Genomic DNA, 22,064 nt, shown 5'->3' with positions numbered 1-22,064 from the left:
GCGGTGTCGAGCACAACCCGATCGGCGCGCAAGCCGGACGCCGGCACTCCGCGTTCCTGCGACAGACCCAGGAACGCGGCCGGATGCGTCGCGGCCATGGCCGCCGCCCGGTCGACGGTGATGCGCAGCTGCTCGACCGCATTGGCGACCGCCGACCCCATGTCGAGATCGGAGCCCGCCAGCGTGCCGTCGGCATAGGTGCACTTGCCACCCGACACGTCGATATGACGGCCGTGCAGGACGAAGTCCTTCTCCACCGCGCCGACTGACGACATGGCGTCGGTGACGAGCATCAGCTTGTCGAACGGCCGCGCCTTCAACGCCAGCCGCAGCATCGGCGCGGAGACGTGGAAGCCGTCGATGATCAGGCCACTATAGGGACGCGGATCGTCGAGCGTGGCGCCCGCGAGCCCCGGCACCCGCTGCTGCATCGCAGGCATCGCATTATAGAGATGGGTGACACCGCACAGTCCCGCATCGAACGCGGCGACCGCCTGTTCGTAGCTCGCCTCGCTATGGCCTGCGCTGACCAGCACGCCAGCGTCGACCAGACGGCGGATCGTGTCGATGGGCACGCGCTCGGGCGCGATGGTCAGCATGACCTTGCCTTTGCGCGGACGAGTCAGGACGGTGACCATCTCCTCATCCAGATCGCGGAAGCGCGCCGGGTCGTGGATACCTTTCCGCGCCGGGTTCAGCACCGGCCCCTCGACATGGATACCGACGATACCGGGCACCTTGGCCTCGATCGCTTCGTCGATCGCGTCGAGCGCGCGCGCGATCTTCTCGGGCGTCTCGCTGACCAGGGTCGGCAGCATCGCGGTGGTGCCGTACACGGCATGGGCCGCCGCCATGGTCGCGATGCCGTCCACGTCGAGACGGTCGTTGAACAACACGCCGCCGCCGCCATTGACCTGCGTGTCGATATAGCCGGGCACTACCCAGCCGCCGTTCAGGTCGATGGTGTCCGACGAACCCTCGACCGCGCCGATCGACGCGATACGATCGCCATCGACAATGATCTCCGCGCCCGGCAGGACCCCGCCTTGGGTCGCGACATGGCCGTTGACGAAACGGAAACGGGTCATAGCGTGCGGGTCACTTTCTGAAGATGCGGCGGCGAGTCGGGGTCCATGCCACGGGCGAGCGCCAGTGCCTCGACCATGCGGTAGAAGCTGGCGAGCATCGCGATCGGCTGCAGCGCGGGGTGGCCGGCGACCATGGGCAGCATGCCACCTTGCCCCGCGACGAACGGCTTGGCGCCGCGTTCGGCGAACTGGTCGGCAACCGCCTTCACATCCTCGCCAGCCGTGTCGGACGTTGCGAAACCCAATACCGAATAGCCGGGCTCGACGATACGCATCGGACCGTGACGCACTTCGGCGGCGCTGAACGGCTCGGCCTGGATCGAGCAGGTTTCCTTGAGCTTCAGCGCGGCTTCCTGCGCCACCCCGTAACCGTAACCGCGACCCAACACGAACATCTGGCTAACGTCGCGAAGACCTTCGACCGCCGAGGACCAGTCGAGGCCGAGCGCCTGCTCGACCTGACCAGGCAGATCGTTGAGGGCGGCTTCCAGCGCCTCGTCGCCCGCCCAGGCGGCGGCGAGCTGCGCCAGTCCGGCGAGTGCGGTCAGACAGGACTTGGTGGCGGCAACGGCCTTTTCGGGACCGGCCGATAGCGGCAGAAAGGTGTCGGCGCCGGTCGCCAGCGGCGACTCCTCGTCGTTCACGAGCGCGACGATATGCGCGCCGCCCGCGCGATACGCCTCGACCGTCGCCAGCAGGTCCGGGCTGCGCCCCGACTGCGAGATGGCGATGACCAGCGCGCCTTGCACCTTCATCGGCGTCTCGAAGATCGACGCGACCGAGGGCGCGGCCGACGAGACCGGCACGCCGGTCTTGGTCTCCAGGATATATTTGCCATAGGTCGCGGCGTGATCCGACGACCCACGGGCGATGGTGATGATCACCGGCGGCGGGGCGGCACGCAGCCGCTCGGCCAGCGCCCTGACGGTCGGCGCATTGCGCGCGAGCAGCCGGGCGATCGCCTCCGGCGCCTCCCCCGCTTCCGCTCCCATCAGGGTGCCGGTTCCCGCTTTACCGGCGGTCATCACTTCAGACATCGGTTAACTCCGCGACGAAATCATAGGCATCGCCGCGATAGAAGGACTGGGTATATTCCACCGCCCGTCCATCGCGTAGAAATCCGCGCCGCTCGATCAACAGGCCGGCATGGCCTGGATCGACGTCCAGCATCTTGGCATGATCGGCCCCGAACGGCACCGCGCGCAGCCGCTGAAGCGCACGCACCGGGCGATTGCCCGTGCGCTCCAGCGCAGCGTAGAGCGAGCGATCCACCGCCTCGACCGAGGGCAGCGCGAAGCCGGCGATGGTCGAGATCTCGATCGCCATCGGCACGTCATCGGCATAGCGCACGCGTTGAAAGCGATAGACCGGCGCCCCCGGCGACAGACCCAGCGACAGCGCCTCCTCGGGCGTGACGGTGCCGGATGCGCGGCTGACCCATTCGCTGCTCGGCGTGCGACCGCGCGCAATCATGTCTTCGGAAAAGGAGGACAACTTGGAGAAGCTCTTTTCCACCCGCCCCGCGACGAAGGTGCCGGCACCGCGCCGACGCGTCAGCAGCCCCTCCTCGACCAGGCCACCGATCGCCTTGCGCACGGTGATGCGCGACACGTCATATTCGATCGCCAGGTCGCGTTCGGCGGGAATGGCGTCATCCTCGGCCAGCACATTGCCGGTGATCGCATCGCGCAGCAATTGCTGAAGCTGGAGGTACAGCGGCGCGGGGTTCCCCTTTCGGAAGGCGCCGACCTGCGCGGAAAATGTCATGGCCGCGCCATCCCCCTTTGCAGGCACGTCGCTCATGCCGCGCCCCGCTTCGCACACGGACTTATCGCAGCCCAACCACCGGAGCAATAGGTATTATATTTGGCATACATTGGGATTTATCTCCTCTCTATCGTTTGGCGTAGCGCCGCCACCCTTTCCAACTGCGTCCGCCGCCTGGGACCGCTTGCAAAGCCCATCGCCGTGATCCGGGGATCGCCCCAATCCTCACGTACGCTGGCCGACGCATGGATCGCATCGACCCCGGTCCGGGCGATCAAGGGACGGACATTGTCCGCCGAGACGCCCGATCCGGCGATGATCGCGATCCGGCCATCGGCGGCGGCGACCATCGCGGCGATGACGTCCGCTCCCGCGTCGGCCGTCGCCGCCCCGCCCGAGGTCAGGATATGGTCATAGCCCAGCCGCACCGCCTGTTCGACCGCCGCGACGGGATCGGCGACCAGGTCGATCGCGCGGTGCAGAACGATGGCGACATCCCGCGCGGCATCCCGCCACCGGGCCAGCGCATCCAGGTCAAGACTGTCGTCATCCGCCATCGCACCCACGACAACGCCCGCGACCCCCAACCGGATCATATGACCGATCTCTTCGGTTGCGAGCGTCCGTTCCGCCCTGTCGTAGCGAAAGTCGCCATCACGGGGCCGGACCATCGCGTGCACGGGTACGCCCGATGCCACCGCGCCGGCCACCAGCGCCGCCGACGGGGTCAACCCACCGAGCGCCAGCGCGCCGCACAATTCGATGCGGTCGGCACCACCAGCGACCGCCGCCGCGACTCCATCGGCATCGTCGACACAGATTTCCAGAAGCGGCCGCCCGATCGGCCCCGGCGGTATCGTCATGCTCTTCCCCCTGGCTGCGTCCCATTTCGATCCGGCGGCCGCCACCCATGCCCCCGGATTGCGCCATTTAAACAGCAAGTATCGCCTTGGACCAGCCCAATGGTCTCGTCGCAAGCCGACAATGTTTTTCCCCTTTGCGGACCAATGTCATTTTGGTTACAAGTTGGTCGTCTGAGCATATGATATAAAAAGCTCGTCCGGGGAGAGGACATCGAACTCCCCGCTTATGGATCAAGAGCAGTTCGCGTGGTGGCGCGAAGAATAAAGGGGGGATTTTCCAGCATGTTAAGCTTTCGCAGCATGATCCTGACGGCGACCGCGCTCGCCGGGCTTCAGGGTACCGCCTTCGCGCAGACCAATGACCCGCAAACGACTCAGGCGCCGTCGCAGACCGCCGCCGGCAGCGACAATGCCGAGAATAACGGCGACATCGTCGTCACCGGTTTCCGCCAGAGCCTACGCAACGCCATCAACGTCAAGCGCGAGGCCAATGTCGTCGTCGACGTGATCACCGCCGAGGACGTGGGCAAGTTCCCCGACCGCAACGTCGCGGAGTCGCTGTCGCACATCCCGGGCGTCAGCATCGACCGCCGCTTCGGCGAAGGCGAGAAGGTCGCGATCCTGGGCACCGACCCGGCACTGAACCGCATGCTGCTCGACGGCCACGCGCTCGCCTCGGCCGACTGGGGCGGCAACGACAACGATCCGTCCAGCCGCACCTTCAACTATTCGCTGCTCGCCCCCGAACTCGTCGACCGTCTAGAAGTCTACAAGTCGCCCGAGCCGCGCATCGAAGAAGGCAGCCTGGGCGGCACGGTCATCGTGCGCACCCGTCGCCCGCTCGACCTGAAGCCCAACGCCATCTTCGCCTCGGGCGGCTATACGTACAATGACCGCTCCGAGAAGGGGAACATCCGCGGGTCGGGCCTGTACAGCTGGCACAACGAGGCCGACAATTTCGGCTTCCTGGTCGCGGCGACCTATGACAAGCAGAACCTGACCCGTGCGGGCGTCGAATTCTTTGGCTATGAACGCGGCGATGAGCGCTTCTTCCAGACGCAGAAGAATGCCAAGGGTGAGCCGCTACGCGGCTCCAACGGCCGCCCGCTTCTAATCAATGATGCCTCGGGTCAGCCTCTGCTGAAGAACACCAACGCGACCGTCACGGGCGGAACGCGTCAGGACCTTGCCAACGCCTATCTGCCCTTCGGCATCAATTATGCCTATTTCCAGCAGCAGCGTGAGCGCACTAGCGTATCGGGCACGATCCAGTATCGCCCCGCCCCGAACCTGACGCTGACCCTGAATGGGTTGCACATCGACGGCAATTACAACAATTACAGCCAGTCGATGTACACCATTCCGGGCGCCTGGACCGGTGACGTGCTGCAATCCGCCAATGTCAGCAACGGCGTGGTCAATTCGGCCGCCTTCGGCGCAGCGAACGGCCAGTCGGCGCAGCTCGACACGCTGGTCCGCAAGACCAAGCTGAAGACCGACAACCTGAACTTCTTCGCCGATTGGGAAGGCGATGACGGCGCGAAGATCAGCTTCGCGGGCGGCTGGTCGAAGGCGACCGGCGGGCGCAATCCGGAATATCTGTTCAACGTCCAGACCAAGCTGCCGTTCAGCTATGCCTTTACCCCGACCTCGGCGACGGTGAACTTCACCGGCGACCTGACCAACCCGGCCAATTACTTCACCAACCCGAACAACAACCCGGCGCAGATCGAGGGCCGCCCGGTCATCGTCAACGGCACGCAGCTCAACGCCGCGCAGATCGGCGGGCTGGACTATAGCGTCACCACCGACCGCGACATCTTCGGCGGCTATGACGCAACGATCCCGGTCGAGTTCGGCCCGTTCAAGCAGATCCTGCTGGGCAGCCGCGTGACCGACCACGTCAATCGCATCGACGGTCGCGGTATCAACACCTACAAGACCAGCTCGCAGACTGCCAACCAGCTGGGCGTGCCCACGCTGGTGACGCCGGACGGCGTGTTCGACGGCAGCGGCGGCATGGGCAATGCCACCAAATATCTGAACCTGCCCGAACAGTCGGTGATCGATATCCTGGCGAACTCGATCAACAGCCCGCTGGTCAACAAGATCGGTGCGTCGACCAAGGTGCGCGAGACGGTCATCGCCTCGTACATCCAGGCCAATTTCGATGAAGGCGGTCTGCGCGGCAACATCGGTGGCCGTCTGGTCTATACTCGCGACAAGTCCAACTACGCCCTGTCGCTGACCACGCGGACTAACCCGAACCCGACGCCGACGCCGACCCAGTCGACGACCGACTATCTAAAGTTCCTGCCGAGCGTGAACATCGCCTATTCGATCACGCCCGAGTTCATCGTGCGCGGCTCGGTCGCGCAGGTGATTTCGCGTCCGCGCTATCAGGACCTCGCAGCGGCCGTATCGCAGAACGACGTCACCAACGACGCCGGCGGCGGCAACCCGAACCTTCAGCCGTACGAGTCGACCAACTATGAACTGACGGCGGAATGGTATCCGCGCGCCGGCTCGCTGGTGGCGGTCGAACTCTTCCGCCGCGACATCTCGAACTACATCATCAACACCATCTCGCAGTCGGAGTTCTTCAACTCGCTGCGCAACCGCCTGGAAACCTATAACGTCAACCGCCCGATCAACGGCGGCAAGGCGAAGGTCAACGGCGCGCTGATCTCGGGCCAGACCGAAATCTGGGGCGGCTTCGGCATTCAGGCGAACTATTCGTACCAGGACAGCTCGACCTCGTCGGTCGACTCGAGCGGTGCGGAGCTGAACCTGCCGTATCTGTCGCGCCACACCGTCAACGTGATCCCCTATTTTGAAAGCGGGATCTTCCAGGCGCGTCTCAGCTACAACTACCGCTCGAGCTATTTCCGCACGATCGGTCGCCTGAACTCGCGTGAAATGGTGGCGCCGTACAGCCAGCTCGACTTTTCGGCGGGCGTGAACCTGACCAAGGAGATCACGCTGACCGTCAACGCGCAGAACCTGCTCGACGAGACCTATTATCAGTATAACGCGACCCGCGATCGTCCGACCGCCTTTTACAAGAACGGCCGGACCTATGCGGCGTCGGTGGCGGTGCGCTTCTAAGGCTCGCCTAACCCTTCTGCATCCCCTCCCGCAGGCGGGAGGGGACCGAGGGGAGGGAAATGGGGTCTCACCGAGACCATCCCATGCGGCCTGCCCTCCCCCATCCCCTCCCGCTTGCGGGGGGGCGTGAGACACACTTAGCGTAGTCTATCGAAAAGCCCGTTGGTCCTTCCGGATCGGCGGGTTTTCCCTGTCCGGTGACTTCAAGGAGTCACCGAAATGCTGCGCCGCTGTCACCGATCTGCGACGTGGGCGTCACAGATGACAGGCATGATAATCCCAACGCCAAGCGTGGGGAACTCCGATGCCGATGACCAGCATTCCGATGGATGGCTCGCTGCACGAAGACGCCGCCATTCTCGACTTCATTCCTCGCGCGCCGGTGACGCCCGAACCAGAGGGGAATGCACGGCGTCGCTATCGCACCATCTGGATTTCGGACGTCCATCTCGGCACGCGCGGCTGCAATGCCGAGATGCTGATCGACTTTCTGGATCATGTCGACAGCGAGACCATGTATCTGGTCGGCGACATGATCGACGGCTGGCGGCTGAAGAAGAAATTCTATTGGCCCGCCGCGCATAATGACGTGGTCTGGCGGCTGCTGAAGCGCGCCAAGCGCGGCACCCGCGTCGTCTATATTCCCGGCAATCACGACGAGATCTTCCGCCAGTTCACCGGCATGGATTTCGGCGGCATCGCCATTTGTCGCAAGGCGATCCACGAGACGGCGGACGGCCGCCGCCTGCTGGTCCTGCACGGCGATGAGTTCGACGCGATCACGCTGGCGCATCGCTGGCTCGCCCATGTCGGCGACTTCGCTTATACCGCGCTGATGGAGGTGAACCGCTGGGTCAATATCGTCCGGCGGTGGATGAAGCGCCCCTATTGGTCGCTGTCCAAGCACGCCAAGGCCAAGGTGAAGAACGCGGTCGCCTTCATCTCGCATTTCGAGGAAGTCGTCGCCCATGCGGCGGGCGCACGCGGCGTCGACGGGGTGGTGTGCGGTCATATCCACACCGCCGAGATCCGCGACATCAACGGCGTCACCTATTATAATGACGGCGACTGGGTGGAGGGCTGCACCGCGCTGGTCGAGCATTTCGACGGCACGATGGAGATCCTGCACTGGGGCGACGAGATGGAAGCGCGGCGGCAGCGGCCCGTCGTCGCCGCCATCGCCGCCTGACCAAGGGGCCGAGCGGATGCGGATCGCGATCGTCACCGATGCCTGGGCGCCGCAGGTCAACGGCGTCGTCCGCACCCTGCAATCGGTGACCGCCGAATTGCGCGCGATGGGGCATGACCTGTGCATCATCGCGCCCGATCGCTATGCCTCGATCCCCTGCCCGACCTATCCCGAAATCCGGTTGGCGCTACCAGGCCCGGGCAAGGTCGGGCGGACGCTTGCCGCCTTCCGGCCCGACGCGGTGCATATCGCGACCGAAGGACCGCTGGGCCTGCTCGCGCGACGCTGGTGCCTGGCGCAGGGGCTGCCCTTCACCACCGCTTATCACACCCAATTCCCCGACTATGTCGCGGCACGAATGCGCGCGGTCAGCCCCGAATTCGTCTGGCGCTATGTCCGCTGGTTCCACGCCCCCTCGGCGGCGATCCTGGCCTCCACCCCTAGCGTCGCCGCGACGCTCGCCGCGCATGACCTGCCGCAAAGCCGCCACTGGGGACGCGGTGTCGACACCGCGCTGTTCCGCGCCGACGGCCCGCGCGACGCCTTCGTCGCCGGACTACCCGGCCCGGTGCAGCTCTATGCCGGTCGCGTCGCGGTGGAAAAGAACATCGCCGCCTTCCTCGCCACCGACACGCCGGGCAGCAAGGTCGTTGTCGGCGACGGCCCCGCGCGTGCGAACCTGGCCGCGCAATATCCCGACGTGCATTTCCTGGGCGCGAAGTTCGGCCAGGATCTGGCCGCCATCTACCGTGCGGCGGATGTCTTCGTCTTCCCCAGCCGCACCGATACCTTCGGGCTGGTCATGATCGAGGCGCTGGCCTGCGGCACGCCGGTCGCCGCGCTGCCGGTCCAGGGGCCGCTCGATGTGCTGGGCCCCGAGGTCGGGGTGATGGACGTGTCGCTCGGCAAGGCCATCGCCGGAGCGCTGACGCTGGATCGTGGAACCTGTGCCACCTACGGTCAGGGCTTTTCCTGGCGGGCCAGCGCCGAGCAGTTCCTGGCGGCGCTAGCTCCGATCGGCCAGACGTTGAAAGCGGCGGCGTAGAATGCTCCTCGGCGCGGGGAGCCTCCACACAAGACATTTCTGGCGGAAGCCCCCCCCACCCGCTTCGCGGCGGTCCCCCTCCCCGTGCCGGGGACGATCGCATGTCACCGCGATCCACCATAAATCCCGTTTAACGGGTTGAACGCGGCTTGCCTCGCATGTCATGCTGAGGCTCGCGCGATTCGTGACCTTTGCCGTCATGCCTCGCTGATCTGCCGGTCGTGCCGCTTTCGTCGCCATGACCCTTTCCAACCGCTGCACCCGGAAGGTCCCCGATTGGACATCGTCACGCTCAGCCTGTTTCTGCTGTTCGCCGTGGTATTGAGCGGGATCGTCTCGCGCATGCTGCCCGCCGCCCTGCCCCGCCCGCTCGTGCAGATCGCGCTGGGCGCGGCGATCGGCGGGATCGCGCAGATCCGGGTCGAGCTCGACCCCGAGATCTTCTTCCTGTTGTTCGTGCCGCCCCTGCTGTTCCTCGACGGCTGGCGTATCCCGAAGGACGAGCTGTTCCGCGACGCGGGCGCGGTTCTGGGGCTGGCGCTGGGACTGGTGTTCCTGACCGTGCTCGGCATGGGCCTGTTCATCCACTGGATGATCCCGGCCATCCCCTATGCGGTGGCCTTCGCGCTGGCGGCCGTGGTGTCGCCGACCGATCCGATCGCGGTGTCGGCGATCGCGCAAAAGGCGCCCATTCCCAAACGCATGATGCACATCCTGGAGGGGGAATCGCTGCTCAACGACGCCTCGGGCCTGGTGTGCCTGCGCTTTGCGGTGGCGGCGGCGCTGACCGGCACGTTTTCGCTGACGTCGGCGTCGCTGACCTTCCTGTGGATGGCGGTATCGGGCGTGGGCCTGGGCGTTGCCATCACCTGGGGCACGGTCACCGCGAAGAACGTCTTCGCGCGCCGTTTCGGCGACGATAGCGGGTCGAACATCCTGGTCAGCCTGCTGATCCCCTTCGCCGCCTATCTGGTCGCCGAGCATGCCGAAAGCTCGGGCATCCTGGCGGCGGCGGCGGCGGGCATCGCCATGTCGTTCACCAACGTCTCGTCCGGGGCCAAGGCCGCGACCCGTATCCGGCGGCAAGCGGTGTGGGACATGCTGCAATTCACGCTGAACGGCATCATTTTCGTATTGCTGGGCGAGCAATTGCCGCAGGTGTTCGCCGATGCGCGCGACACGGTGATGCTGACCGGGCACGACAGCGTCTGGTGGCTGGGCCTGTATGTCATCGCGATCGTCGCGGGTCTGGCAGCATTGCGCTTCGCCTGGACCTGGGTCGCGCTGCGCCTCACCCTGTTCCGTCAGCGCAACGATCCGCAGTGGACCAGCCCGCCCCGCCGGGTCATCACCGCCATGTCGGTCGCAGGAGCGCGGGGCGCGATCACGTTGGCGGGTGCGCTGACCCTGCCGCTGACCCTGACCGACGGCTCGCCCTTTCCGGCGCGCGAGCTGGTCATCTTCCTGGCGTGCGGCGTCATCCTGTTCTCGCTGGTGATCGCCAGCCTGACCTTGCCGCTGCTGCTGCGCGGGCTGGAACTGCCGCGCGGCGATGCGACCAGCGAGCTGGACCGTACCCGCGTCGCCGCCGCCAAGGCCGCGATCGCCGAACTGGAGCGACTTCAGCATGAAATGGCCGAGGGTCGCGACGACGCCGACCAATATGTCGAGATCGCCTCGCGTCTGATGGATGGGTATCGCAGCCGTATCGACACGCTGGAGGGGGACCGCGACCCCGACGAGGCGCGGCGGATGGAGGCGCTGGAGCGCAGGATGCGGCTGGCCGCGATCCGGGCCGAGCGGCGGGTGGTGTTCGATCTGCTCAACACGCGTGCCATCGGTTCCGAAACCGCCGGGCGGCTGGGCCGCGAGCTCGATCTGCTCGACACCCGCCTGTCCGCGCAGACCTGATCGCCGCGGGCCGGGCGATGCGCCGGCCCGCCAATCCATTGCATCGGCGCCCGTCGATATCCGACGTGTAAAAGGGGTGGACGCCCCCGATCCACCTCGCCATGATACCAAAACATATCATGAGAATACCGGCGAGCGACAAGCCGGTGGATTTGGGGGTCTGGGTGGCGAGAAAGAGCCTGACAGGACGGGGCACCGGTCCCTTCGCCGCCGCGCGCCATGGCCTCGGCGATATGCGTTCACGTCTGTCCACCGCCCCGGGCGTGCGTCGCCATGCGACCGCCGGGGCGCCGTTTTCGGGGAAAATCGTCTTGAAACATCGTCTCGGCCTGATCCTGGCCGCGCTCGTCCTGCCCTTCCCCGCGCTGGCTGCGCCCAAGACGGTGGCGACGCTAGACCGCTGGCAGGTGCGGATCGATCCTAAGGACGCGTCCGCCGCACGCGCCCATCCGCAGGCGGCAAGCTGGCTGGCGGCAACGGTGCCGGGCAGCGTGCAGCAGGACCTGATCGCCGCCAACATCGTCCCCGATCCCTATAAGGGCGCCAATGAGGCCCCGATCCAATGGGCGGGCCTGACCGGTTGGCAGTATCGCACCAATCTCGACGTGACGCCGGAGATGCTGCGCCGCGATCACCTGGACCTGGTGTTCGACGGGCTGGACACCTTCGCGACCGTGACGGTCAACGGCCAGCGCCTGTTGTCGGCGGACAACGCCCATCGCCGCTGGCGCGCCGACGCCAAGCCGTTGCTGAAGGCGGGCGCGAACGAGATCGTCGTCACCTTCGCCTCGCCGATCAAGACGCTTCAGCCGATGGTGCTAGCCGAGAAGCATCCGCTGCCCGGCGAATATGACTCGCCTTACGGCGACGAGCCCAAGGGCGTTCAGACCTCGCCCTATATCCGCAAGCCCAAATACCAATATGGCTGGGACTGGGCGCCGCGCATCGTCGATATCGGCATCTGGCGTCCCGCCCGGCTGGAGGCGTGGGACGCCGCGCGTATCGATAATCTGCGTATCGAGCAGGAAGCGCTGACCGATGCCGAGGCGCGCATCCTCGCCCGTGCTTCGGTGGTGGCCGATCGTGCGCAGACCGGGCGGATGGACGTGACCGTCACCGGCCCCGACGGCAAGCGCGTCCGGGTGCGCCGCGATGTGGCGCTGCAAGCGGGCGAGAATGATGTCGTCGTCCCCGTGTCGATCGCCAAGCCCCAGCGCTGGCAGCCGATCGGCTTCGGTGCGCACCCGCTCTATACGGTCAACGCCGCGCTGGCCGGGGCGGATGTAGTCCAAAAGCGTACCGGCCTGCGCACCGTCGAACTGGTGCGTGAAGGTGGCAGCTTCGGATTGAAGATCAACGGCAACGTGATCTTCGCCAAGGGGACCAACGTCATCCCGTTCGACGCCTTTCCCGCCCGCGTCCACGCCGCGACCGAACGCGCGTTGCTCGAAAAGGCGGCGGCCGCGAACATGAACATGGTCCGCATCTGGGGCGGCGGCTATTATCCCGAGCACAGCTTCTACGACGCCGCCGACGAGCTGGGCCTGATGGTCTGGCAGGACTTCATGTTCGGCGGCGCGGCCACGCCCCCCGACGCGAAATTCCGCGAGAATGTCCGGGTCGAGGCCGAGGAACAGGTCGCGCGCCTGCAATCGCACCCCTCGCTCGTCATCTGGGCGGGTAATAACGAAGTGTTGTCGGGCTGGGAAAACTGGTCGGATCGCAAGGCGTTCAAGAAGGCGGTTGGCCCCGACGAGCAGGAGCGGATCGGCACCGGCATGGCCGTGCTGTTCGACCGCGTGCTGCGCGAGGCGGTGACCAGGAATTCGCCGGGCATCCCTTATTGGCCCGGCTCGCCCTCAACCGATTATGAGGGGCCGACCGACACCGACAAGGACGGCGACCGCCATTTCTGGGATGTCTGGTCGGGCTCCAAGCCGGTCGAGAATTACACCCTGAGCTGCCCGCGCTTCATGTCGGAATATGGCTTCCAGGCCTTCCCCGACCTGTCGACCATCGCGACCTTCGCCGATCCGGCGGACTTCCGCATCGACAGCCCGGTGATGAAGGCACACCAGAAGTTCCTCAGCGGTGAAGGCAATGAGCGCGTCACCTTCTATCTGAAGCAGAATCTGCGCGATCCGCGCGACTTTGCCGATCTGGTCTATCTGTCCCAGGCGATGCAGGCCCGCGCCATCGGCCTCGCCGCCCGCCACCACCGCGCCTGCCGCCCGGTGACGCTGGGGTCGCTCTATTGGCAGCTCAACGACAGCTGGCCCGCGATCAGCTGGTCGAGCATCGACTGGACCGGGCATGACAAGATGCTCCAGCACGAGGTCCGCCGCTTCTTTGCACCCCAGACGATCGTCGCCGAAACGAAGCCCGGTGCCACGCGGATCGCGCTGGTCTCCGACGCCACGACGCCGAAGCCACTCGGCTGGCGCGTCACCGGCTACGGCATGGACGGCAGCAAGCTGGGTTCGCAATCGGGCAGCGTGACCATGGCCGCCGCCTCGGCCAGCGATGTCGCGACGATTCCCGACGCGACGCTGTTCGCAGGCGCCGCGCCCGAAAGCAGCTACGCCGTCGCCGAGCTGTTCGACGGCGATAAAGTCATCGCCCGCCAGATCATCGAGCGGAAGGTGCCGCGCGACATGCTCTACCCCGCGCCGGGCATCACCGCGCGCTGGTCGGGCAAGCAGCTGACGCTGACCGCGCGCAACCTCGCACGGCAGGTGCAGGTCAATTTCGGCATCAACGCCGCCGAACCCTCCGATGACGGCTTCGACCTGTTGCCTGGCGAGAGCATCACGCTCACCATCCAGAGCGACGCGGACGCCGCCACTTTGGCGCGCGAGCTCAAAATCTACACCCTCGGTCCGAAGGACGCCCAGTGATCCCCTTCCTCCTCCTCGCCGCCGCCGGTCAGGCCGCCACCCCAGCCCTTCCCCCCGAGGCGAAAGCGCTGACCGTCGCGCAAAAGGCGGCACAGCTGGTCAACGAGGCGCCCGCCGAACCCGCGCTGAACCTGCCCGCCTATGACTGGTGGAGCGAGGGGCTGCACGGCATCGCGCGCAACGGGCCGTCGACCGTGTTCCCGCAGGCGATGGGCATGGCCGCGACCTGGGACACGACCTTGATCCAGAAGGTCGGCGACGTGGTCGCCACCGAGGCGCGGGCGAAGTTCAATGCGCAGCCGCTCAACGCCGATCGCGGTCTGTATCAGGGCCTGACCATCTGGTCGCCCAACATCAACATCTTCCGCGACCCCCGCTGGGGCCGGGGCCAGGAAACCTATGGCGAGGACCCGTTCCTCACCAGCCGCATCGGCATCGCCTTCGTGCGCGGCTTGCAGGGTCCCGACCTGAAGCATCCCAAGGTCATCGCGACCGTCAAGCATATGGCGGTGCATTCCGGTCCCGAGGGCGGGCGCGACAGCTTCGACGTGATGGTGTCGCCGCGCGATCTGGAGGCGACCTATCTCCCCGCCTTCCGCGCGACGGTGACCGAGGGCAAAGCGCTGTCGCTGATGTGCGCGTACAATGCGATCCACGGCACGCCGGTCTGCGCCAGCCCGATGCTGCTGACCCAGCGGCTGCGCACCGACTGGGGCTTTAACGGGCTGGTCGTGTCGGACTGCGACGCGGTCGGCAATATCTGGATGTTCCACCATGCCCAGCCCGATGCACCCGCCGCTGCGGCGGCGGCTCTGCGTGCCGGCACCGACCTCAATTGCGGTAACGCCTATCGCTCGCTGCCCCAGGCGGTGGAGCGCGGCCTGATTACCGAGGGCGAGATCGACACCGCGCTGGCCCGTGCGCTGGCGGTGCGGCGGATGCTGACCGTGGATTCCCCGTGGAACCGGATCAAGGCGAGCGAGGTCGGCACCCCCGCCCACCGCGCACTGGCGCTGGAGACGGCGCGCAAGGGTATCATCCTGCTCGACAACCCGAACGATCTGCTGCCGCTTAAGGGCAAGAAACTCGCGGTGTTCGGCGCGGATGCCGACGATCTGGGCGTGCTCGAGGGCAATTATCACGGTACCGCGATCAACCCCGTCACGCCACTCCAGGGCATCCGCGCCAAGTTCGGCGGCGATATCCGCTATGCGCAAGGGTCGGTGCTGGCCGAAGGGGCGTTTGTCGGCGTCCCCGAAACCGCCCTGTCGGCGGACGGCAAGCCGGGTCTGACGGTCGCCACCATGGGAGCCAATGGTCAGTGGGTTGCCACGGGCCATAATTCGCGCATCGACTTCAACTATACTAAGGCCGCTCCCTTCCAGCGGCGCTGGACCGGCACGCTGACCCCGCCGGGGCCGGGCCAGTATAAGCTCCGTCTCGACGGCCCCGCCTGCTGGCACGCCTGCCCCGCGCATGACGCGGTGAAGCTCTATATCGACGACCAGCTGGTCGTGGACGACGTGATCGGCGGCAAGAAGCTGGTAACCATGATCGACGGTTCGGCGCCGCGCCGTATCCGCGTCGAGATCGATCACAAGGGCGGCGATGAGGGCCTGCGCCTGCAATGGCTGCCGCCCGCCGAGGCACTGACTGCCGAGGCGTTGAAGGTCGCCGGGACCGCCGATGTGCTGATCGCCGTCGTCGGCCTGTCGCCCGATCTGGAGGGCGAGGCGCTGGGCGTCTCGGTCCCCGGCTTCGCGGGTGGCGACCGCACCGAGGTCGTCCTGCCCGAGCCGCAGCGCAAGCTGCTCGCCGCGCTTCAGGCGACCGGCAAGCCGGTGGTCGCGATCGTCATGTCGGGCTCGGCGGTGTCGCTGGGCGACTTCAAGCCCGCTGCGACGCTGGCGGCCTTTTATCCGGGCACCGAGGGCGGCACCGCGCTGGCCGAGATCCTGGCCGGTGACGTGAACCCGTCGGGCCGCCTGCCCGTCACCATCTACAGCTCGACCGCCGACCTGCCCGCCTTCGCCGATTACGGTATGAAGGAGAGGACCTATCGCTACTTCACCGGCAAGCCCGCCTGGGGCTTCGGTCATGGCCTGAGCTATACCAGGTTCGACTATGCCCAGCCGACCGTCACCACCAGCGTCGCGGTCGGCCGACCGGTCGATGTCGCGGTGCAGCTGCGCAATATCGGCCAGCGTGCGGGTGAAGAGGTGACGCAGGCTTATCTCGTCCCGCCCCCGACCGACGAGAAGCTGGTGCTGACCGATCCCGTGCTGCAACGCCAGCTGGTCGGCTTCACTCGCGTCGCGCTCAAGCCCGGTCAGGTGGGCACGGCACGCTTCACCATCGATCCGCGCATGATGAGTCAGGTGTGGCGCGACGGCACCCGCCGCATCCTGCCGGGTACGTACAAGCTTTATATCGGCGGCGGCCAGCCGGGCGATGGGGCGGGTCAGTGGACGCAGTTCACTGTGACCGGCCAGGCGCAGGAGCTGCCCAAGTGACCCCGAACCGTCGTGAACTGATCGCCGGGGGCGCGGCGCTGGCCGCCGCCCCCGCCTTTGCCGCTGCACCGGCGTCGTTGGTCAGCAGGCGCCCGCCGGTCGCCGAGCGTCGTTTCGTGTCGAAAGCGGTCGAGGCGGAGATCACCCGTATCTCGAAGCTGATTGCCGATCCGACGCTGCGCTGGATGTTCGGCAATTGCTATCCGAACACCCTCGACACCACCGTCCTGTCGCTGAGCGAGGTGGACGGGAAGCCCGACGCCTTCGTCATCACGGGCGACATCCCCTGCCTGTGGCTGCGGGATTCGGCGGCGCAGCTGCGGCCTTATCTGCACCTGGTGAAGCGCGACCCGGCGCTGGGGCGGCTATTCCGCGGGCTGATCGGGCGGCAGGCGCGGTCGATCCTGATCGACCCCTATGCCAACGCCTTCATGCAGGACCCGACCGCCAAGACCAACCTCAGCTGGGCGCTGCATGACGATACCGAGATGAAGCCCGGCGTCGCCGAGCGGAAATGGGAAATCGACTCGCTCTGCTACGCGATCCGGCTGGCCTATGGTTATTGGCGCGAGACGGGCGACACCACGCCTTTCGATGCGGAATGGAAAGCCTCGGCGCGGGCCATCGTAAAGACCTTCCGCGAGCAGCAGCGCAAGGATGGCCCCGGACCCTACCGCTTCCGGCGCTCGGCGCCCGAGCCAACCGAAACGCTGTATCGCGGCACCGGCCTGCCGACGCGCCCCAACGGCATGATCCATTCTGGCTTCCGCCCCTCGGACGATGCCTGTCTCTACGGCCAGTTCGTGCCCGCCAATCTGTTCGCGATGACGACGTTGCGCGAACTCGCGGCACTGTCGAATGCGGTCGGTGAGCCCGCGCTGGCACAGGACGCGACCGCACTCGCCGCCGAGGTCGAGGGCGCGCTCAAACAGCATGGCACCATGACGCTGCCCAACGGCGAGCGCGTCTGGGCGTTCGAGGTGGACGGCTATGGCAATGCCGTCTTCATGGACGACGCTAATGTGCCCTCGCTGTCGGGCATGGCCTATCTTGGCTGCGTCGACCCCGCCGATCCGCTGTGGCAGCGGACGCTTGCTGCGTGCTGGAGCAAGGACAATCCCTGGTATTTCGAGGGCAAGGCGCTGACCGGTATCGGCGGCCCGCACACCGGGCCGGACCAGGTCTGGCCGATGTCGATCATCACTCGCGCGCTGACCTCGACCGATCCCACGCTGCTCCGCGCCAGCCTGTCGATGTTGCGCGGATCGCAGGGCGGTACTGGCTTCATTCACGAAGGGGTCGATATCGACGATCCCACCAAGTTTACGCGCGACTGGTTCGCATGGGCCAACGGCCTGTTCGGCGAGCTGATCGTGCATGTCGCGGCCACCCGGCCGCAGGTTCTGCGGGAGACGTTCGCATGATTTTGACCCGCCGCTCGCTCCTCGCCGGGACCGCGCTTGCCAGCCTGCCGATCGGGGGCGTCAGCGCCGCCGTGCCGATGACGGTCGCGCGTCCCAATCTGTTCGTTGGCACCGGCGGGGACGGCCATACCTATCCCGGTGCGGTCATGCCCTTCGGCATGGTGCAGCTGAGCCCCGACACCGATGTCGAGCGCTGGGACACCTGTTCGGGCTATCACCACGGCGACAGCTCGATCATGGGGTTCAGCCACACGCATCTGTCAGGCACCGGCATCGGCGACATGCTGGACGTGCTGGTCGTGCCGACGCGCGGCGCGCTGAAGCTGGTCGCGGGGCCGCTCGCCAATCCCGATGAAGGCTATCGCCAGCGTTATTCGGACGAGCAGGCCGAGCCGGGTTATTACCGGGTGAAGCTGGAGTCCGGCGTGCTCGCCGAACTCACCGTGACCGAGCGGACGGGCTGGCACCGCTATACCTATCCCAAGGGGCCGGGCCATGTCCTGATCGACCTGTCACACCTCGTCCTCGACAAGAGCGACGCCAAGCCGCTCATCACCGACGCCGAGCTGACCATCGAGCCCGATGGGACGATCACCGGAACCCGCCGCGTGTTCCGCTGGGCCAAGGGGCGGCGTATCTTCTTTGCGATGCAGCTGTCGAAAAAGCCTGCCCGCATCCAGCTTTACGGCGATGGCGACGCCCCCGCGAACGGCTCCGCCGTCAAGGGCAACCGCCTGAAGGCCGCCCTGTTCTTCGACGAACTGGGCGATGCGCCGCTGCTGATCCGTTGCGGCATCTCGGCGGTCGACGTGGCGGGCGCCAAGGCGAACCTGGCCGCCGAGGCGAAGCATTGGGACTTCGACCGCGTGCGCCGTGCCGCCATGACCCGCTGGGCCGAGACTTTAGGTGGCGTCCGGGTCGAGGGCGGGACGCCGGACCAGCAGGCGATCATGGCCTCCGCCAATTACCACACGCTGATCGCGCCGACGCTCTTCTCGGATGTGGACGGGCGCTATGCGGGGCTGGACGGCCAGGTGCACACGGCACCCGCCGGGCAGTTCGCCTACAGCACCTTCTCGACCTGGGACACGTACCGGGCGCTGCACCCCTGGTTGATCCTGACCCAGCCCGCCCAGGCCAAGAAGCTGATCGACGACATCATCCGCCAGACGCAGCAAAGCGCTTACGGCCCGCCGGTCTGGACGCTGCAGGGCAAGGAGACGGGCGTGATGATCGGCTGGCACGGCACGCCGATCATGGCCGAGGCGATGGTGAAGGGCATTCCCGCCGATTACGCCGCCGCCTGGCCCGGCATCGCCAAGCGCAGCTTCGACTTTGCCGCGCCCGATCTGGACAATTCCAAAGGCCGCGACCTGTACGATGCCAAGGGCTATGTCCCGGCCGACATATGGTTCGAAAGCGTCAGCCGGACGCAGGAATATGCCTATGACGACTGGGCCGCTTCGCATATCGCGCGCCGCGTCGGCCAGACGGCGCAGGCCGACCGCCTGCTCAAGCGCTCGGGCAATTGGCGCAACGTCATCGACGGCTCGATCGGCTTCGCGCGGCCACGCTTCAACGACGGCAGCTGGTGGAGGGATTACGACCCCGTCCAGCTGGGTCATATGCCCAAGCCATGGTGGCGCGACTATACCGAGGCCAATGGCTGGCAGGCGACCTTCCTCAACCAGCACGACATCTATGGCCTGATCCGCCACATGGGCGGCGACGCCAAGTTCGAGGCGAAGCTGGATGAGCTGTTCTCCGCACCCTCCACCCTGCCCAAGAACGCGCCGCCGGACATTTCCGGGCTGGTCGGCCAGTATGCGCATGGCAACGAGCCGGACCAGCATGCCGCCTATCTCTATGCCTATGTCGGTGCGCCTTCAAAGACCCAAGCCATGGTCCGCCGCCTGCTGACCGAGATGTACAAGAACGCGCCTGACGGCATCATCGGCAATGATGACTGCGGCCAGATGAGCGCCTGGTTCCTGTTCTCCGCGCTCGGCTTCTATCCGGTCGATCCGGTCAGCGGGGCTTACGTCTTCGGCGGCCCGCTGTTCGACCGGGCGCAGGTGACGGTCGGGGGCAACAAGACGCTGGTCGTCGAGGCGAAGGGCAATGGCCCCGACACGCCTTATGTCCAGTCGGTGATGTGGAATGGTCGCCCCTGGACCAAGAGCTGGATCGACCATGCCACCCTGTCCAAGGGCGGCACCCTGTCCTTCGCCATGGGTGCAAAGCCGAACCCCGCCTTCGGTCGCGATCCCAAGGACCGTCCGCCTTCCTTCGACCATCTGCCCGCCTGATCCCTCCCGGAGCCGAATTGACGATGACCGATTTCTCCCGCCGCGCCGTCCTTGCCTCCGGCCTCGTCGCATCCGCCGCGCCCGCGATCGCCAAGATCGGGCCGGGTGCGCCCGCACCGTATGGTGCGATACCCTCGGCGAGGCAGTGGCGCTGGCACCAGCGCGAGCAATACGCCTTCATCCACTTCGCGATGAACACCTTCACCGACAAGGAATGGGGCTATGGCGACGAGGATCCCAAGACCTTCAATCCGACCGATTTCAGCGCGGATCAGATCGTCGCGGCGGCCAAGGCGGGCAATCTGAAGGGCATCATCCTGACAGCGAAGCATCATGACGGCTTCTGCCTGTGGCCGACCACGCTGACCGAGCATTGCATCCGCAACTCGCCCTACAAGGACGGCAAGGGCGATATCGTCCGCGAGATGTCGGACGCCTGCAAGCGCGGCGGCATCGCCTTCGGCATCTATCTCTCCCCTTGGGATCGCAACCGGGCCGATTATGGCCGCCCATCCTATGTGGAATATTTCCGTCGCCAAGTGGTCGAGCTTTGCACCGGCTATGGCGAGCTGTTCGAATTCTGGTTCGACGGCGCCAATGGCGGCGACGGCTATTATGGCGGCGCGCGCGAGACGCGGCAGATCGACGCGCCCAAATATTACAACTGGCCCTCGATTATCGCGCTGGTGCACCAGCATCAGCCCATGGCCTGCACCTTCGATCCGCTGGGCGCCGACATTCGCTGGGTCGGCAATGAGGACGGTATCGCGGGCGATCCCTGCTGGCCGACCATGCCGAACCATCCGTATGTCCAGTCGGAGGGCAATTCGGGCGTGCGCGGGGCTCCGCTATGGTGGCCAGCCGAGACCAACACGTCGATCCGGCCCGGCTGCTTCTATCATGCGGACGAGGACTCCAAGGTCCGCAGCCCCGAGAACCTGGTCGGCTATTTCGACACCTCGGTCGCGCGCGGCACCAATATGAACCTGAACCTGCCGCCCGACCGGCGCGGGCGCATCCCCGATCAGGACGTGAAGATCCTGAAGAGCTTCGGCGACGCGATCCGCGCCAGCTTCGCGACCGACCTGGCAAAGGGTGCGGTCGCCAGCGCCAGCCATGTGCGCGGCAAGGGCTATGAGGCGGCCAAGGTCCTCGACGGCCAGCGCGACACCTATTGGTCCGCGCCCGATGGCATCACCAAGCCCAGCCTGACGCTGGACCTGCCGCCGAACCGCAGCTTCGACCTGATCCGCATCCGCGAATATCTACCCTTGGGCGTGCGCGTCACCCGCTTCGCGGTCGATGCCGAGGTGAACGGGAAATGGCAGCAACTCGCCGAGCATGAGTGCATCAGCGCGCAGCGGATCATCCGCCTGCCCCAGCCGGTCACCGCGCGCCGCGTTCGCCTGCGCATCGTCGAGGCGCCGGTCTGTCCGGCGATCAGCGAGGTGTCGCTGTTTCAGAGCGTCGCACCGGTCCCCGTCCCCGCCATCGTGTCGAGCGACCCGACCGTGCTGGCGACAACCGACTGGACGATCGTCTCGGCGACCGCGCCGGGGGCCGAAAAGCTGCTCGACAATGATGCCAAGACCATCTGGGTCCAACCCGCGCCGGTCGCGGGCAAGCCCGCCAGCGTCACGGTCGACATGGGCCAGGTCCGCGACGTCGCGGGCTTCAGCCTGACGCCCTCGCGTCAGGTCATGATCGATGCCGCCCCGCCACGCGGCTATGTCGCGGAGACCAGCGTGGACGGCAAGAACTGGACGGCGGCGGGTTCGGGCGAGTTTTCCAACATCGCCTATGCGCTCTCCACGCAGCGCTTGCCTTTCTCCAGCCCCAGGCCGGTCCGCTATCTGCGGCTGTCCTTCGCACAGGTGGCCAAGCCCGCCGCCAAGCTGGCCATCGCCGGCATCGGAGCCTTCACCCCGCGCTAGGAAACAGTCGGCCGGA

The 22,064-nt window shown here is 66.4% G+C and carries 13 protein-coding genes; 9 read left to right on the top strand and 4 right to left on the bottom strand.

Annotated elements, in window-relative coordinates:
• The 4 genes from nagA to ACQKJZ_RS03250 all read right to left on the bottom strand — a co-directional run.
• A partial coding sequence (gene nagA, locus ACQKJZ_RS03265; RefSeq protein ID WP_427729977.1) for an N-acetylglucosamine-6-phosphate deacetylase occupies positions 1-1,088 on the bottom strand: 1,088 nt, incomplete at its 3' end.
• Complete coding sequence (locus ACQKJZ_RS03260; RefSeq protein WP_427729976.1) at positions 1,085-2,125, bottom strand: SIS domain-containing protein; 1,041 nt, start codon at positions 2,123-2,125, stop codon at positions 1,085-1,087. The genes ACQKJZ_RS03260 and nagA, both read right to left, overlap by 4 nt.
• Positions 2,118-2,855 (bottom strand): GntR family transcriptional regulator, encoded by a 738-nt coding sequence (locus ACQKJZ_RS03255; RefSeq protein WP_427729975.1) that lies wholly within the window; start codon positions 2,853-2,855, stop codon positions 2,118-2,120. Before ACQKJZ_RS03255 ends, ACQKJZ_RS03260 begins: the two co-directional genes overlap by 8 nt.
• 116 nt (positions 2,856-2,971) lie before the next feature.
• Positions 2,972-3,718: a copper homeostasis protein CutC gene (locus tag ACQKJZ_RS03250; RefSeq protein WP_427729974.1), complete on the bottom strand. Its 747-nt coding sequence runs from the start codon at positions 3,716-3,718 to the stop codon at positions 2,972-2,974.
• 282 nt (positions 3,719-4,000) lie between these two features.
• Here ACQKJZ_RS03250 and ACQKJZ_RS03245 point away from each other — a divergent pair, with 282 nt between their 5' ends.
• The 9 genes from ACQKJZ_RS03245 to ACQKJZ_RS03205 all read left to right on the top strand — a co-directional run bounded on the left by ACQKJZ_RS03245 (position 4,001) and on the right by ACQKJZ_RS03205 (position 22,048).
• Positions 4,001-6,826, top strand: coding sequence for a TonB-dependent receptor (locus tag ACQKJZ_RS03245; protein WP_427729973.1), 2,826 nt, complete (start codon positions 4,001-4,003; stop codon positions 6,824-6,826).
• Positions 6,827-7,130: 304 nt separating this feature from the next.
• Positions 7,131-8,015 (top strand): UDP-2,3-diacylglucosamine diphosphatase, encoded by an 885-nt coding sequence (locus ACQKJZ_RS03240; RefSeq protein WP_312488228.1) that lies wholly within the window; start codon positions 7,131-7,133, stop codon positions 8,013-8,015.
• A 16-nt stretch (positions 8,016-8,031) separates the two neighbouring features.
• Positions 8,032-9,060, top strand: a complete 1,029-nt coding sequence (locus ACQKJZ_RS03235; protein ID WP_427729972.1) for a glycosyltransferase family 4 protein — start codon at positions 8,032-8,034, stop codon at positions 9,058-9,060.
• 276 nt (positions 9,061-9,336) lie between these two features.
• Positions 9,337-10,971 (top strand): Na+/H+ antiporter, encoded by a 1,635-nt coding sequence (locus ACQKJZ_RS03230; protein WP_427729971.1) that lies wholly within the window; start codon positions 9,337-9,339, stop codon positions 10,969-10,971.
• Between the two features lie 311 nt (positions 10,972-11,282).
• Positions 11,283-13,868 carry a beta-mannosidase gene (locus ACQKJZ_RS03225; RefSeq protein WP_427729970.1) on the top strand — a complete coding sequence of 862 codons (2,586 nt, stop codon included), beginning with the start codon at positions 11,283-11,285 and terminating at the stop codon, positions 13,866-13,868.
• Positions 13,865-16,381, top strand: coding sequence for a glycoside hydrolase family 3 N-terminal domain-containing protein (locus tag ACQKJZ_RS03220; protein ID WP_427729969.1), 2,517 nt, complete (start codon positions 13,865-13,867; stop codon positions 16,379-16,381). Before ACQKJZ_RS03225 ends, ACQKJZ_RS03220 begins: the two co-directional genes overlap by 4 nt.
• Positions 16,378-17,805 carry a glycoside hydrolase family 125 protein gene (locus ACQKJZ_RS03215; RefSeq protein WP_427729968.1) on the top strand — a complete coding sequence of 476 codons (1,428 nt, stop codon included), beginning with the start codon at positions 16,378-16,380 and terminating at the stop codon, positions 17,803-17,805. Before ACQKJZ_RS03220 ends, ACQKJZ_RS03215 begins: the two co-directional genes overlap by 4 nt.
• Positions 17,802-20,114: a GH92 family glycosyl hydrolase gene (locus ACQKJZ_RS03210; protein ID WP_427729967.1), complete on the top strand. Its 2,313-nt coding sequence runs from the start codon at positions 17,802-17,804 to the stop codon at positions 20,112-20,114. The genes ACQKJZ_RS03215 and ACQKJZ_RS03210 overlap by 4 nt, the downstream gene beginning before the upstream one ends.
• A 23-nt stretch (positions 20,115-20,137) precedes the next feature.
• Positions 20,138-22,048, top strand: coding sequence for an alpha-L-fucosidase (locus ACQKJZ_RS03205; protein ID WP_427729966.1), 1,911 nt, complete (start codon positions 20,138-20,140; stop codon positions 22,046-22,048).
• Positions 22,049-22,064 lie beyond the last annotated feature (16 nt).

Origin of the sequence: Sphingomonas sp. NPDC019816 (assembly GCF_050274375.1) — a bacterium.
In the GTDB taxonomy this organism is placed as follows: domain Bacteria; phylum Pseudomonadota; class Alphaproteobacteria; order Sphingomonadales; family Sphingomonadaceae; genus Sphingomonas.
The sequence above is the reverse complement of the archived record's forward strand: the minus strand, read 5'-3'. Positions and strand labels throughout refer to the sequence as shown.